The sequence below is a fragment of the Nannocystis exedens genome (genome assembly GCF_002343915.1).
Classification (GTDB): domain Bacteria; phylum Myxococcota_A; class Polyangia; order Nannocystales; family Nannocystaceae; genus Nannocystis; species Nannocystis exedens.
This window is the reverse complement of sequence record NZ_NETK01000001.1, coordinates 8,933,908-8,949,469: the sequence shown is the minus strand read 5'-3', so window position 1 is coordinate 8,949,469 and position 15,562 is coordinate 8,933,908. Positions and strand designations below refer to the sequence as shown.

Genomic DNA, 15,562 nt, shown 5'->3' with positions numbered 1-15,562 from the left:
CCGATCGTCTCGCCGACGCCGCCCGCGAGCAGCGTCGACACCGCCGATTGTTGATATGTCCGAAGAGACAGCCCTCGCCGGCGTCACCGGCCTCGGCCCTCGCCCTCCGCCTTCGCCAGGCGCTCGTGCCCCGGATCGAGCCCGGCCTTGATGCGCTGCCACGCGCGCGTCAGCCGGGCGATCAGGGGTTCGCTCTCGTCCGCCTCCTGGGCCCGCCCCAGCACCTCCTCGATCGGGCTGCCCGGATCGACGGCGATGTCGTCGGGCAGCAGCTTGCCGAGCAGATCGCCGCGCCCCGCCCCCTCCTCCCGCGGATGACGGCGGAGGCGGCTGCGCCCGCCCGCGACCAGCGCGTCGAGGCGACGGACCAGCCCGGTGAGCGGCGCGAACAGCCGCCGCGCCTCCTCGCCCGCGAGCCCCGAGTGCTCGGCCAGCAACCCGACGCGCGCGCGGCGGATCGACGGCGACGCCGCGTCCGCTTCCCACGCCAGCCCGAGCTCGGTGTCGAGGCCCATGCTGCGATTGGTGGTGTTGGCCGAGGTCACCAGCAAGAACCTGTCGTCGACGACGAACAGCTTCGAGTGGATGTACACCTGCGCCGCCGGCGTCGAGCCGGTCGCCGGCGCCACCGAGCAATACGTGCCGAAGCGATGGCCCCCCCGGACCGCCGCCGCCGCCAGCGCGTCGAGCAGGTGGTCTTGACGGATCCCGATCGCCACCCGCTCCTTCAGCGCATGCGTCCGCTGCGGCAGCATGAACACCACGTCGAGCCGCGGCCCCCGGGCGAAGCGCCGCAGCAGCGCCAGGAACACTGCTTCGGACGACAGGTACTGGTTCTCGACGTAGATGCAGCGGCGCGCCGCCGCGATCGCGGCGAGCAGGAGGTTGCGATGCTCGTGGACCGCGTCCGTCGGGCCCTCGCTCGCGCCGGGGATCGTCCGGGCCAGGCCGACGCGGGGGACCCGGATCGGGACCGACGCGGGCAGCGCGACCCGCCGCCGCGGCGGCCGTCCCAGCGCCGGCGGCGCCCCGCAGACCCGCTGCCAGCGCGCGCAGAACCACTCGGTGAGCGCGTCGACGGCCGGGCCGTCGACGTGGGCCTGCACGTCGTGATACGGCGGATACTCGCCCGTCAACGAGTCGGCGCGGAGCTCGTTGGCGACGTCGTGCCGGCGATCGTCCCAGCGGTGACAGCAGACATCGATGCTGCCGACGAACGCGACCGTGCGATCGACGACGACGAACTTCTGATGGTGACTGGCGCCGAGCGGGTGCACGTCGTCGGCGCAGAGCTGCACCCGCGGGTGGTTGCGCAGCTTGAACAGGGCCAGCGGCTCGCGCTCGAGCGAGAACAGCAGCGAATGATCCCAGGCGAGGATGTACACCTGCAGGCCCGGCCGCGCCTCGCACAGCGCGTTGAGGAACGCCAGGAACTCGACCGGATGGCGAGCGCCCGCCGCGTCGGCCCCGCGCAGCAAGGCCACGCGCGTGTCGAACTGCCAGCCGGCGAACAGGACGTGCTCCCGGGCCCCGGCCGCGGCGTGGTACAGCGCGCGGTAGTAATCGCGGCCGTCGACCAGGAGCCCCCCGCGCGTCGCCCGGAACACCGCCGCGCAGGTGTCGTTCGGCCGGAGGATCCGGCGGCTCATCCGCCCTGCCCCTCCGCCGTCGCCGCGACCTCGACGAGCGCCTCGACCTCGGGCGCCGCGCGGTAGGCGAAGGCCGCCGCGATCGGCAGGTGATCCGACGCGCGACGGGCCAACGCGGTAGCGATCGCCCTTGCCTCGGTGACCTCGAGGTGGCCGCGATAGAGGACGTGATCGAGCTGCAGGATCGGCAGGCGCGCCGGCCAGGTGAGCACGCGGCGGGCCGCCCGGGGCAGGTGCGCCACGAGCCGCCGATAACACCCCCCGTACGGCGTGCAGTTCAGATCGCCGACGACCACGAGGTCGCGCTGGCCGAACGCCTCGACGAGCGCGCGCGCCTGCGCCGAGCGCTCCGACCCGCGGAGGGACAAATGCGTGTTGACGAGCTCCACCTCGCCTGGCCCAAAGGCCAGACGAGTCGACAGCGCCGAGCGCGGCTCGGAGCGCGGGCGGCCGTCGCCGGGCAGCAAGAGGTGGCGCGCGCCGACGATCGGCAGGCGCGACAGCGTGGCGATGCCGTAGAACTCCTCCGCCCCGTGGGTGATGCACGGGGCGAAGCGAAGCTGCGTGAGGTTCAGGCGCCGCGCCAGCGCTTCGGCCTGGTCTTCGCCGCCGCTGCGGGCGCGGCCGACGTCGACCTCCTGCAGGGCGACGACATCCGGCGCGGCCGAGGCGATGACCTCGGCGATCCGGCCGAGGTCGACCTTGCGGTCCGCGCCGCGCCCGTGGCGGATGTTGTAGGTCATCACGCGGAGCGCGGGCGAGGCGGACACGGCCTCCCATTGTGACCGATCCGCCGCCGCGGGGCGCCTCCCGTGTGTACTGTCGGCAGACGCAGCGCCTGCTCGGGGTGCGCGAGCGCGTCGCGCCGACGTCCGGGCGCGACGGCGGTGATGGCGCGCAATCACATGTCCTCCTGGACATGCTCCTCCGGACCTGTTCCTTCGTACCTCTCTCACCCGCGGCGCGAGCAGACACCGACGATCAGGCCAGCAGCGCCGCCGCCTCGTCGAGCGCGCGCACGCCGGCCGCGACCGCCGCGTCGCCGCCGACCCAGCGGAGGAACTCCGCCAAATCGTACGACTGATGCAGCCGCGGCAACAGCGGTGCGCGCGGGTCGGTCGCCGCCCGCCCGATCGCCGCCGCGAACACGGCCGCCGCCTCGGCCGCCGCCACCACCTCGCGCGCCGCCCACAGCTCGTCGAACCACAGCCCCTCGCGCAGCCCCTCCGGCGTCGTCGCGCGCTCGAGGGCCAGCCGCGCGATCGCCCGCGCCTCGCGCTCCGTCGCCCGCTGCGTCGCCAGCAGCAAGAGCATCTCGATCTGCTCGCGCCCGCTCGCCCGCTCGCGCACCCGCGAGGCCCACAGCTCCAGCGGGCCGACCGCGTGCCAGCAGTCGACCAGCACCTGCAGCGCCGCGCTGCGCAGCAGCGACTCCTGCACCGCGCACGCGCGGTCGAGGCAGCCGCGCAGCAGCGCCTCGGGCGGGGCAGCCTCCGGCGGCTCCAGCACCTGCGTCAACCCGACGATGAAGCGCAGGAACAGCGAATCATCGGACCACGTGTCGCCCGCGGGCAGCGACCACCCCTCCCCGCGCGCCACGCGGTGCCCGAAGACCTGTCCGTGCGCGTCGGCGCGGACCACCGCGTCGGCGATCGCCGGCAGCAGCCGCTCCGCCTCGTCGACGCGGCCGAGCGCGGCCAGCCGCACGAACAGACAGGCGCGGGCGTGGCTCAGCTGGTGCCGCCAATCGGCGGTGGCCATGCGCTCGCTCACCGCGATCGCGCGCCGCAGCTGCGCCTCGTCCATCCACGGCGCGAGGCGAGCGAACGGCCCGGGGTCGTTGCCCGGATCGATCGGCGCCAGCGCGATCGCGGCGAACGCCTCGATGGCCCGATCGATCACCGCGGCCCGGCCCTCCGGCGCCGACGCCTCGGCCAGCTCGGACAGCCGCCAGGCGAAGAACGGATCGCCCGGGTCGATCGACCCCGGCTCCTCGTCCGCCGGCGCCTCGTCGACCTCGATCGCATCCCCCGCGAGTCGGCGCCGCAGCTCGATCGCGTGCGCCCCCGGTCGATACGGCCGCCGCTCGCGCATCCACTGGAGCACCAGCGCCCCGCGCAGCATGCGACCCATCGCCGGCGCCGGCTCCGACCCCGCCGTCAGCAAGGCCGCGCGCGCAGCCGCCACGTCGCGGCGAAACCACTCGACGATCGCCGTCGCGAGCTCGTCGCGCTCCGGTCGCTGGCAGAGGCATCGCCACTGCTCGCGCAACGCCGCCATTTCGTCCGCGTCGCCTGTCACGCTCATCACCATCGTCGATCGCCGGCCGCGACCACGCAAGCGCCGTCGACCCGCTCCGCACGAGAACACGTTTCTCACCGGACAGGACGTTCGACCGGTCTGCGCGGACGCCCCTCGTCCTCTGCGCGAGCGAACACGTCCTCGCGTGCCGGCCTCGCCGCGTCCACCTCGACCTCGCCCCGAGAACAGGTTCTCGTCGCCGCGACCTTTCGTCCGCCGAGGCCGCACGAGAACACGTTCTCGTCGACCTGCGCGATCGCTTCCCGTCACGTCCACCGCATCGCCGGCGCACATCCTCACCGTGCCATCGCCGCGAACGATCGTCCGCCTCGACCTCGGCGCGACGCGCAATTGCGGTGAGGCCGACTCGTCCCTTCACCTCGCCGCGAACGATCGTCCGCCTCGTCCGTGGCGACGGCCCTCGTCCTCGGCGGGCAGGTCCATCACGAGCCCGCGAAGAACTCGTGCGCGTCGACGTACTTGACCCCGAGCGAACGTGCGAAGTCGCGGTCGCTGTCCATGTCGCCGACCATGATGATCCCCTCGCGCGCCAGGCCGTGGCGCTGGATCAGCGACACGCCGAGGCCGGGCAGCGGCTTGCGGCAGAAGCAGCCGGCCGGGAAGGCCGGGTGCGGGCAATACATCACCTCCGCCACCGGCAGGTCGAGCAGCGCGATCGTCCGCGCGAACGCGGCCTCGACCGCGTCCTTGCTGACCGTCCCCGACGCCACCCCGCTCTGGTTGGACACGAAGAACAGCTTGTAGCCCTCGTCGACGAAGCGGCGCAGCACCTCGCGGCGGCCCGGCAGCAGCTCGACGTCCTCGGGGTCGCGCGGGAAGATCTCGCCGCTCTTCGTCTTGCGCAGCGTGCCGTCGACGTCGAGCAGCAGCCCCTTGCCCGTGAATTGCGGGTCGACGCGGCGGACGAACGGCACCTCCTCGACCACGCCGAAGCCCTCGTCGACGTGGGGCGCCTCGAAGCTCGCGGCCCACTTCGCCATCGCCGCCGGCGGCGGCAGGTTCGGGTCGTCCTTCCCCAGCTCCTTCAATTCGTCGGGCCCGAGCAGCTTGCCGTAGCGCTCGAGGATCCGCAGCACCACGTTCGTGTAGGCCTCGTCGATCGGCGTGGCCATGAATCGGCAGCGCACCGGCACCCCGTGCGCGTGCGCCATCCGGATCACCGGGAACCGCGACACCCGGGTCGCGTACGTGTTGTCGAGCACCACCCGGCGCTGCCCCGCCGCCAGCAGCTCGCCCAGCTTCGGCACCAGCCCGTCGAGGTCGCCGCCGAGCAGGTCGCGGTTGAGCCGCGCGTAGCCGCGTTCGAGGTAGCGGGCCACCTCCGACGATTTGCCCGCCCCCTGCACCCCCATCATGATCACCACCTCCGGCTCGTCGCCGGGGCCCTCGCCGGCCGTCAGGGCGCGCAGCCCCGCGGGCACCACCGGCGGCGCCGTCGCGGCCAGCGCCTCGGGCGTCGGCGCGAACGAGATCTTGCTCTCGAGATCGGCGCGGTCGCGGGCGTCGAACGGCACCTTCAGCGCGCGCAGGCTCGACTCGACGCTCGCGCGCTTCGTCGCCCCGAACAGCGGCACCACCGGCGGCCCGAGGTCGAGCAGGGCGGCCAGCGCCGCCTCGTGCGGCGTGATGTGGTGGCGGGCCGCGATCGGCTTGACCGCCCGGTTCTTCAGCAGGTTGGCCGTCTTCGCGTGCCCGCCGAGCGGCCGGTGGGCCAGGAACGGTATGCCCATTTGCCGCGCCAGTGCCACCAATCCGTCGACCCCGCTGCCGCGGTCGATCACGCTGAGCTCGTTCTGGATCGCCTGCACCTTGAAGTGCCGCTCGGCCTGGCGCACCTCCGCGATCGACGTGTTCGACAGCCCGAGGTGCTCGATCTTCCCCTCCTTCTGCAGCTCCGCCAGCGCCGACAGGCTCTCCTCGAGCGGCGTCTTCGGGTCGTTCGCGTGCAGCAGCAGCAGGAAGATCCGCTCGACCCCGAGCGCCTTGAGGCTGCCCTCGACCATCTTGCGCAGGTGCTCGCGGCGGCCGTTCGGCACCCACTTGCCCTTCGGCCGGGCCAGGCCCGCCTTGGTGACCACGCGGACCTGCTCGCGCGGGCCGTTCCAGCCGGCAAGCGCCTTGCGCACCAGCTGCTCGCCGTAGTGCAGGTCGCTGTCGCCGAGCGCGTACGAGTCGGCGGTGTCGAGCAAGCGGATGCCCTGATCGAGCGCGAAGCGGATGACCTCGATCGCCTCCGCCTCGCCCGGCCGACCTTCCGTCGACAGCCGGAGGAGGCCGAGCCCGAGCGGGACTTCGAGGGTACCGAGGACGCCATGGAGGGGGGTCGGGGTGCTCACGGGATCTCTGGCATAGCCCCGAGGGCGGGCCGGGATCAACCGCGGCTCCGTGAATTGTGCATACAAGCGGCGGCCGCCACCGCCGCCGCCGACGCCGCGGGCCCGCATCGTGAAGCCCGCCGGACTTGCCTCACGGCGGCGCGCCGATCGTACACACCACGCGGGTCGCCGCGTCCCCCCGCCGATCGACCGCGAGGCTCCCGACGTCGCCGTCGTCGGACGCCGCGTCGCGCCCGGCCCTCGTGTCGCACGGACAGCCGCCGCGCCGGGTCCTCGTGCGCGAGTGACCGCGCCGACGAACACGGCTCGACCGTCGCCGTCGTCGGGCGCCGCATCGCGCCGGCGTTCGTCCCCTCTCCATCGATCAGCCTGTCCGCCTCGCTCTCGGTGCACCTCGCCGCGACGGCGGGCCGGGCTCGTCCCCGCCCGTGGGCGCGACTCCGACCGCCGGGCTGCGCCGGCCTGCGGCCCGAACACACATGGCTCGAAGTTCAGGTGTCTTCGCGGGCCGGCGATGCGCGATCAAATCGCGACCGGCCCCGGACTCATTTTCACCGGCGACGCGTTCAAGTCGACCCCCACGCTCGCGCCTCGCCCGGCGGTCGCGGCGTGGGTCGTTCGTATCCAACCAGTCGATCGGAGTCAAAAACAGATGGGGAACCCGAAGAACCTCGGGGCTCGTCGCGCGTACACGTGCGCGCTTGCGACGGCCCTGCACCTGCTCGCCACCGGCTGTGACGGCGGCGTGGAAGTCTCGATCAATATTACCAGCCCCTCGCCCGAACCACCTTGCGGCGACGGCGAGCTCGACCCCGGCGAGGAATGCGACGACGGGGCCGAGAACGGCGACGACGCCGCGTGCAAGCTCGATTGCACCCTCCATGTCTGCGGCGACGGCCACGTCGGCCCCGGCGAGGCCTGCGACGACGGCAACGACGTCGACGACGACGCGTGCAGCAACAGCTGCGTGGTCGGCCCGGCCTGCGGCGACGGCGTCGTCCAGCCCGGCGAGGCCTGCGACGACGGCAACGACGTCGACGACGACGCGTGCAGCAACGCCTGCGTCCTCGCCAGCTGCGGCGACGGCCTCGTGCAGATCGGCGAGGCCTGCGACGACGGCAACGCCGTCGACACCGATCTGTGCACCGCCGCCTGCCTCCCCGCCGCCTGCGGCGACGATCACCTCCAGCCCGGCGAGGCGTGCGACGACGGGGCCGCCAACGGCCCGAACGCCGCCTGTCGCCCCGATTGCACCCTGGCCGTCTGCGGCGACGGCGACATCGGCCCCGACGAGGCCTGCGACAACGGCCCGAGCAACGCCGACAACGCCGCCTGCAAGCTCGACTGCACCCTCAACTTCTGCGGCGACGGCCTCGTCGGCCCGATGGAGGGCTGCGACGACGGCAACGACGTCGACGACGACGCCTGCACCAACGCTTGCACCGTCCCGCCGTGCGGCGACGGCATCGTCCAGGCCAGCGAGGCCTGCGACGACGGCGACATCGACAACACCGACGCCTGCACCGACGCCTGCACGCTCGCGGCCTGCGGCGACGGCTTCATCCAGGCCGGCGAGGCCTGCGACGACGGCCCCGACAACAGCGACGGCGGCGACTGTACCCTCGCCTGCGCCCTCGCCACTTGCGGCGACGGCCTCGTCCACGATCAGGGCAGCGGCGCCGAGGAGTGCGACGACGGCCTCGCCAACGGCCCCGGCCACGCCTGCCTCGCCGACTGCACCCTCGGCGTCTGCGGCGACGGCGACCTCGGCCCGGGCGAGGCCTGCGACGACGGCAACCTCGCCGGCGGCGACGGCTGCGGCCCGATGTGTACCCACGAGGCGTGCGGCAACGCGATCGTCGACGCCGCCGAACAGTGCGACGACGGCCAGGACGGCGATCCGGACGACGAATGCACCGACGCGTGCATGCTGCCGACCTGCGGCGACGGCGTCGTCCAGGCCAGCAAGGGCGAGGAGTGCGACGAGGGGCCCGGCAACAGCGACGGCGGGGCCTGCACGAGCCAGTGCAAGCTCGCGACCTGCGGCGACGGCTTCGTCCAGCTCGCGGTCGAGCAGTGCGACGACGGGGCCGGCAACGCCGACACCCACGCCTGCAAGCTCGATTGCACCCAGGCCTATTGCGGCGACGGCTTCGTCGGCCCCGGCGAGGCCTGCGACGACGCCGACGCGATCGACAACGACACCTGCAACAACGCCTGCAAGCTGCAGACCTGCGGCGACGGGCTCAAGCAGAACACCGAGCCGTGCGACCTCGGGCCGCTCAACAGCAACACCGGCGAATGCACGCTCGCCTGCACCGTCGCCGCGTGCGGCGACGGCTTCGTGCACGAGGGCGTCGAGCCGTGCGACGACGGCAACGCCAGCGACACCGACGCCTGCCTCCCCGGCTGCGTGCCGGCCACCTGCGGCGACGGCATCGTCCACGCCGGCGTCGAGGCCTGCGACGACGGCAACAACGTCGACGGCGACCTTTGCAACGCCGACTGCACGCGGCCCAAGCGGGTGTTCGTCACCAGCACCCTCTACAACGGCGGCCTCGGCAACCACCTCGGCGCCAAGAGCAAGTGCCAGACGCGCGCCGCCGCGGCCGGCCTGAGCGGCACCTGGGACGCCTGGATCAGCGCGTCCGGCAGCAGCCCGGCGCTCCGCTTCGTCAAGTCGACGACGCACTACGCTCGCCTCGACGGCCAGGAGATCGCCCAGTCCTGGGCCGACCTGACCGACGGCAGCCTCGACGCGCCGATCGACCGCGATGAATTCGGCGCCCTCGTGCCGCAGGCCAGCGTGTGGACCGGCACCTCGGCCAGCGGCACCGCCCTGACCGATCATTGCAACAGTTGGTCGAGCACCTCGGTCGGCTCCAAGGGCTACGAGGGTCGCAACGACGTCACCGACTTCAACTGGACCGCCCGCTCGCTCGCCCTGAGCGCGAACTGCTCGATCTTGCAGCGGCTGTACTGCTTCGAGCAATGACCGCGCCGCGCCCTCGACATCCTCCGGAGATTTCACCGTCATGACCATGAAGATCCGACCCATTCATCCCCTGCGCGCGGGCCTCTTCGCGGCCGGGCTGCAGCTTCTGGCCCCGGGCTGCGACAGCGCCCTCGACGTCGCCGTCGACATCAACGTCTCCACCGCCGGCAGCGCCTGCGGCGACGATCATATCGACCCCGGCGAGCAATGCGACGACGGCCCGGCCAACGGCCCCGGCCAGGCGTGCCGCGCCGACTGCCAGCTCAACGTCTGCGGCGACGGCGACGTCGGCCCCGGCGAGCAATGCGACGACGGGGAAGACAACGGCCCCGACGCCCCCTGCACCGCCCAATGTCAGCCCAGCGCCTGCGGCGACGGCTTCGTCGGCCCCGGCGAGCAATGCGACGACGGCAACGCGATCGACACCGACCTGTGCACCTCCGCCTGTGTCCCCGCCGCCTGCGGCGACGGCCACCACCAGCCCGCCCTCGGCGAGCAGTGCGACGACGGCCCCGCCAACGGCCCGAACGCCGCCTGTCGCGGCAATTGCACGACCAACGTCTGCGGCGACGGCGACATCGGCCCGGGCGAGGCGTGCGACAACGGCCCGAGCAACGCCGACGACGCCGCGTGCAAGCTCGACTGCACCCTGGGCGTGTGCGGCGACGGCCACGTCGGCCCGATGGAGGGCTGCGACGACGGCAACATGATCGACCTCGACGCGTGCAGCAACACCTGCGTCGCCGCGACCTGCGGCGACGGCCTGGTCCAGGCCACCGAGGCCTGCGACGACGGCAACGCGATCGACACCGATCTTTGCACCACCGCCTGCACCGCCGCGGCCTGCGGCGACGGCCACGTCCAGCCCGGCGAGGCCTGCGACGACGGCCCGGACAACAATGACGGCAGCGACTGCACCCTCGCCTGCGCGCTCGCGACCTGCGGCGACGGCCTGCTGCACGATCAGGGCAGCGGCGGCGAGCAATGCGACGAGGGCCTCGCCAACGGCCCCGGTCAGGCCTGCCTCCTCGATTGCACCCTGAACGTCTGCGGCGACTTCGACCTCGGCCCCGGCGAGGCCTGCGACGACGGCAACCTCGCCGCCGGCGACGGCTGCAGCCCGGTGTGCGCGCTCGAGGGCTGCGGCAACGGGGTCGTCGATCCGGGCGAGCCGTGCGACGACGGGGCCGACGGCGATCCGGACGACGGCTGCACCGATCAATGCACGATCCCCACGTGCGGCGACGGCCTCGTGCAGGCCAGCCTCGGCGAGCAGTGCGACGCCGGCGCGGGCAACAGCGACGCGGGCGCCTGCACCCTCGCGTGCGAGCACGCCGTGTGCGGCGACGGCCACGTGTGGGCCGAGGTCGAGCAGTGCGACCAGGGCGCGGGCAACGGCGACGACAAGCCGTGCAAGCTCGACTGCACCGGGGCCGTCTGCGGCGACGGCGTGGTCGGCCCGGGCGAGGCCTGCGACGACGGCGACGAGGACGACGACGACGAGTGCACCAGCGCCTGCAAGGCCATGACCTGCGGCGACGGCGTCGTGCAGGTCGGCGAGCAGTGCGACGACGGCCCGGCCAACGACAACGCCGGCGCCTGCACCCTCACCTGCCTGCAAGCCAGCTGCGGCGACGGCTTCGTCCAGGCCGGCGAGGCCTGCGACGACGGCGACGACGACGACGGCGACGCCTGCCGGAACGACTGCCAGGCGGCCGCCTGCGGCGACGGCGTGGTGTGGGCCGGCCACGAGCAGTGCGACGACGCCGACGACGACGACGCCGACGCGTGCAAGTCCGACTGCACCCTGCCGAGGCGCGTGTTCGTCACCGCGGTCGCCTACAGCGGCAACCTGGGCGGGATCGCCGGCGCCAAGGCCAAGTGCCAGGCCCGCGCCGACGCGGCCGACCTCGGCGGCACCTGGGACGCGTGGATCAGCGTCTTCAACAGCACCCCGGTGACGCGCTTCGTCCACGCGCCCGGCGGCTATCGCCGCCTCGACGGCGTGGTGGTCGCCGACAACTGGGCCGACCTGATCGACGGCACCCTCGCCGCCCCGATCGGCGTCAACGAGTTCGGCGGCATCGCCGGCGCCGAGGGGGTGTGGACCGGCACCCTGCAGACCGGCGCGGCGACCGGCTCCCGTTGCAACGCCTGGACCACGAGCTCGACCACCTGGACCGGCGACGAGGGTCGGACCGACGTCGTCGGCGCCGGCTGGACCTACAACGCGACGGCGACCCTGTGCAACCAGCTGCGCCGCCTGTACTGCTTCGAACAATGACCCGCGCGACCCCGAATCACAGGAGAATCGACATGCACAACCAGCTCTCTCGTACTCATGGCATTCGCGCGGGCCTGCTCACCGGCGCGCTGCTGCTCGTCGCCGCCGGCTGCGACGCCGACGTCGGCGTCAACCTCGACGTCGAGCCCCCGAACCTCACCGGCGGCGGCGGCGGCAACCTGAGCGTGTGCGGCGACGGCCAGCTCGGCTACGGCGAGGAGTGCGACCACGGCGTGGCCAACGGCCCCGGCAACGTGTGCCGCACCAACTGCCTGCTCAACGTCTGCGGCGACTACGAGGTCGGCGCGGGCGAGGAGTGCGACCTCGGCCCCGCCAACGGCGACGACAAGGCCTGCACCTCGCACTGTCTGCTCGCGGTCTGCGGCGACGGCCTGCTCGGCCCGGGCGAGGCGTGCGACGACGGCAACGACGTCGACGGCGACGCCTGCACCAACGTCTGCACCTCCCCGACCTGCGGCGACGGCGTCGCCCAGGCGCTCGAGGCCTGCGACGACGGCAACGCCGTCGACGACGACGCCTGCAGCAACGCCTGCGTGGCGGCCGTCTGCGGCGACGACCTCCTCCAGCCCGGCGCCGGCGAGGAGTGCGACGACGGCCCCGCCAACGGCCCGAGCGCCGCCTGTCGCGCCAATTGCCTGCTCAACGTCTGCGGCGACGGCGACCTCGGCCCCGGCGAGCAGTGCGACAACGGCCCGAACAACGCCGATCACGCCGCCTGCAAGCTCGACTGCACGGTGGGCGTGTGCGGCGACGGCCACGCCGGCCCGATGGAGGGCTGCGACGACGGCAACGCCGTCGACGACGACGGGTGCACCAACGCGTGCACCGTCCCGACCTGCGGCGACGGCATCGTCCAGGCCACCGAGGCCTGCGACGACGGCAACACGTCCAACACGGACAGCTGCACCAACGCCTGCACCGTCAAGGCCTGCGGCGACGGCTTCCTGCAGGCGGGCGAGCAGTGCGACAAGGGCGCGGCGAACAGCGACGGCGGGTCCTGCACGCTCGCCTGCAAGTGGGCCTTTTGCGGCGACGGCCTGATCTACAACCAGGGCAGCGGCACCGAGCAGTGCGACAACGGCCCGAACAACGGCGCGCAGAAGGCCTGTCTTTACAATTGCAAGCTCAACGTCTGCGGCGACGGCGACCGCGGCCCCGGCGAGGCCTGCGACGACGGCAACCTCGTCGCCGGCGACGGCTGCAACCCGCTGTGTGTGCTCGAGGAGTGCGGCAACGGCGTCGTCGACCAGGGCGAGCAGTGCGACGACGGCACCGATCACGACCAGGACGACGGCTGCACCGACCTGTGCCGCTTCCCGGCCTGCGGCGACGGCTTCACCCAGCCCAGCCTCGGCGAGGAGTGCGACACCGGCAACCTCAACAGCGACAGCGGCGCCTGCACGCTGAGCTGCAAGCACGCCACCTGCGGGGACGGCCACCTGTGGCTCACGGTCGAGCAGTGCGACGGCGGCGAGGACAACGGCGAGGACCAGCCCTGCAAGCCCGACTGCACCGGCGCCATCTGCGGCGACGGTTACGTCTCGCCCGGCGAGCCCTGCGACGACGACAACCTCGTCAACGAGGACGGCTGCACCAACGCCTGCAAGCTGCCGACCTGCGGCGACGGCTTCCTCCACCCCGGCGAGCAGTGCGACGAGGGCGAGGGCAACGACAACGGCGGCACTTGCACCCTCGCGTGCATGCTGCCGACCTGCGGCGACGGCTTCGTCCAGGCCGGCGAGGCGTGCGACGACGGCGACCTCGTGCAGACCGACGAGTGCCTCAACAACTGCCAGCTCCCGGTCTGCGGCGACGGCTACACGTGGACGGGTCACGAGCAGTGCGACGACGGCAACGCCGTCGAGGGCGACGGCTGCCACGCGTGCGCGACCGCCCGGCGGGTGTTCGTCACCAGCACCACGTACACCGGCAACCTCGGCGGCCTCGCCGGCGCCGCGGCGAAGTGCCAGGAGCGCGCCGTCGCGGCCGGCCTCGGCGGCACCTGGGACGTGTGGCTCAGCACCGACGACAGCACCCCGCTGACGCGCTTCGTCCCGTCCCAGGCCGGCTACAAGCGGCGGGACAACGTCACGCTCGTCAACACCTTCGTCGACCTGACCGACGGCACGCTCGACACCACCCTCAGCGTGAACGAGTTCGCCGCCGCCGTCGCCGACTCGGGCGCGTGGACCGGCGCCCTCGCCACCGGCACGACCAGCACGATCAATTGCGCCAACTGGACGAGCACCAGCAACGCCGCCAGCGGCACGATCGGCCGCACCGCCGCGACCAACAGCACGTGGAGCGACTACAGCACCTACCCGTGCAACCTGACCCGTCGCCTCTACTGCTTCGAGATCTAGCAATCCATCCACCATCGATACGTCCGGGCAGGACGGCTCCGGCGCCCGGATCGCGCCGGAGCCGTCCTGCATCGCCGCGCTCGCCCTCGCAGGCACGCCGCCGGCCGGAGGTCGGTGGAGAGCGCTGTCGGCGCGTGGGCGCACGGATGGCCGGGCTCGCGGTGACCAGAAAGCGTGCCCCGGCCCTGTTCGGAGCCCGTGTAAGCGAGATCAAACAGCGATGTCTCGCACCGGACGAATCGGGCGACGACGCTATATTTTTTCACGCTTTCGACAGACTCCAGAGAACGAGGAACTCACGCCCATGTTCATCAAATCCTTGATCTTTCTGTCCCTCGCCGGCATCCTCGCCCTGTTCCAGTCCCCCACCGGCCCGCTCGGCATCAGCGGTGACCAATGTGTGCTCCTGGCCCCGAATGCCACTCGCCATTTCGCCGATTCCTTCCAGGAAGTCATCGTGGGCCCGGGCGTGGTGAATCTGATATGCAAGGCCACGGACATCCCGAACGACACGGGGAAGGGGGTCCACCTCGAGCCCAACGGCTTCGACATTCAGTGCGTGACGAGCCTGGGAGTCGCGGACGACTGGTTCGTTACGGTGAGCGCGTCCGGAGAAGCGACGCTGGTGTGCCGCTTCCGCCCGCAGCCGCCCGAGTGAGCCCGGTCGACGAATACGCCGCTGGCGGGGCCCGCGGATGCTTCACGCGGCGCTGCCCGGGGGCCGCAGCGGCCGGGTAACGCCCGATGGGCTCTGTTCGCTCGGCGTCCGAGCGGGACGAGAGCGACGCGCTGGCGAGCGCTGGGCAGCGAGCAGGGCCGCCGTGCACACTCGGCTCGTGCACCAGCGAACGCCACGTGCGGGGGCGATCCCGTCCTTCCTCGTGACAGCCGCGCTCGGCTTCGCCGGCTGCGCGAGGCCCAGCGCGAGACCTCCCGCGAATGAGCCCCCGCCACGCCCGCGGCCTCTCCGGCCCCGCCGGCCGCGTCGAGTCCGACCCCGCCGAGCGCCGCACCCACGGGCCCCTGCTACTGCTTCGGGTGGGTCCACCTCGATCAGAACGGCCAGTCCTGCGCCGAAACATTGGCCGAGTGCCGCACGAAGCTGGCCAGCTTCTCGCGAGAGACGACGCCGTGCACGCAGGAAGCGAGAGCGCGCTGCAACAGCTATTCGTGCAGGAGCGTGGGCGCCGAATGCTTCGCGACCGACGCCGCCGCGCGATCAGCCGACGTCCGGCGCTGCCTCGACGGCCCCCGCAGTTCGTCGCGCCGCGCCGACCACCGTGCCCATCCACCCATGGGTGAACGTCTCTCGAGCCCGTGGCCAGAGGCCCGCCCGGAGGCGCCCGGGCCTCTTGCTCGCGTGAAGCGCCCCGTCCGGCTCACTTCGAGGCTCGGGTCGGCCGCGCGGGCCTCGACAATGCGGATTCGAAGATCGCGCAAGCCGGCCCATCCCACGTGCAGAGAGGGCTCGATCCAGTCGCAGAGCATCACGGCCGAGCTCGCCGGGCTCGACGAACCGCCGCGGGCCGGACGTCGACGCGCCGCGTCGTGACGCTCGGCTGCGCGAGGGAACGACGCGTGTGGCGGCCCGA

At 72.7% G+C, this 15,562-nt stretch carries 8 protein-coding genes; 4 read left to right on the top strand and 4 right to left on the bottom strand.

Annotated elements, in window-relative coordinates; genetic code table 11:
• Window positions 1-83: 83 nt before the first annotated feature.
• From NAEX_RS35075 to NAEX_RS35060, 4 genes are all read right to left on the bottom strand, one after another.
• A complete protein-coding gene (locus tag NAEX_RS35075) occupies window positions 84-1,649 on the bottom strand; it encodes a phospholipase D-like domain-containing protein (RefSeq protein ID WP_096331831.1) in 1,566 nt (521 codons plus the stop codon).
• On the bottom strand, window positions 1,646-2,419 hold the full coding sequence (locus NAEX_RS35070) for an endonuclease/exonuclease/phosphatase family protein (RefSeq protein WP_143141254.1): 774 nt from the start codon (window positions 2,417-2,419) through the stop codon (window positions 1,646-1,648). Before NAEX_RS35070 ends, NAEX_RS35075 begins: the two co-directional genes overlap by 4 nt.
• A gap of 211 nt (window positions 2,420-2,630) precedes the next feature.
• Window positions 2,631-3,950, bottom strand: a complete 1,320-nt coding sequence (locus tag NAEX_RS51205; RefSeq protein ID WP_170136264.1) for a hypothetical protein — start codon at window positions 3,948-3,950, stop codon at window positions 2,631-2,633.
• Window positions 3,951-4,393: 443 nt separating this feature from the next.
• Window positions 4,394-6,307 (bottom strand): aldo/keto reductase, encoded by a 1,914-nt coding sequence (locus NAEX_RS35060; protein ID WP_245913868.1) that lies wholly within the window; start codon window positions 6,305-6,307, stop codon window positions 4,394-4,396.
• A 652-nt stretch (window positions 6,308-6,959) separates the two neighbouring features.
• Here NAEX_RS35060 and NAEX_RS35055 point away from each other — a divergent pair.
• The 4 genes from NAEX_RS35055 (at window position 6,960) to NAEX_RS35040 (ending at window position 14,628) form a co-directional block, all read left to right on the top strand.
• Window positions 6,960-9,302 carry a DUF4215 domain-containing protein gene (locus NAEX_RS35055; protein WP_170136263.1) on the top strand — a complete coding sequence of 781 codons (2,343 nt, stop codon included), beginning with the start codon at window positions 6,960-6,962 and terminating at the stop codon, window positions 9,300-9,302.
• 40 nt (window positions 9,303-9,342) lie between these two features.
• Window positions 9,343-11,586 carry a DUF4215 domain-containing protein gene (locus NAEX_RS35050; protein ID WP_096331826.1) on the top strand — a complete coding sequence of 748 codons (2,244 nt, stop codon included), beginning with the start codon at window positions 9,343-9,345 and terminating at the stop codon, window positions 11,584-11,586.
• 32 nt (window positions 11,587-11,618) lie between these two features.
• Window positions 11,619-13,970 carry a DUF4215 domain-containing protein gene (locus NAEX_RS35045; protein WP_100793424.1) on the top strand — a complete coding sequence of 784 codons (2,352 nt, stop codon included), beginning with the start codon at window positions 11,619-11,621 and terminating at the stop codon, window positions 13,968-13,970.
• Between the two features lie 304 nt (window positions 13,971-14,274).
• The gene (locus NAEX_RS35040) at window positions 14,275-14,628 is read left to right on the top strand and encodes a hypothetical protein (protein WP_096331824.1); all 354 of its coding nucleotides are present in this window, start codon (window positions 14,275-14,277) and stop codon (window positions 14,626-14,628) included.
• Window positions 14,629-15,562: the final 934 nt, after the last annotated feature.

Bases quoted from the DNA above. Each gene is read 5' to 3' on its own strand.
- NAEX_RS35075 (WP_096331831.1), bottom strand. From the start codon at position 1,649: ATGAGCCGCCGGATCCTCCGGCCGAACGACACCTGCGCGGCGGTGTTC.
- NAEX_RS35055 (WP_170136263.1), top strand. From the start codon at position 6,960: ATGGGGAACCCGAAGAACCTCGGGGCTCGTCGCGCGTACACGTGCGCG.
- NAEX_RS35050 (WP_096331826.1), top strand. From the start codon at position 9,343: ATGACCATGAAGATCCGACCCATTCATCCCCTGCGCGCGGGCCTCTTC.
- NAEX_RS35045 (WP_100793424.1), top strand. From the start codon at position 11,619: ATGCACAACCAGCTCTCTCGTACTCATGGCATTCGCGCGGGCCTGCTC.
- NAEX_RS35040 (WP_096331824.1), top strand. From the start codon at position 14,275: ATGTTCATCAAATCCTTGATCTTTCTGTCCCTCGCCGGCATCCTCGCC.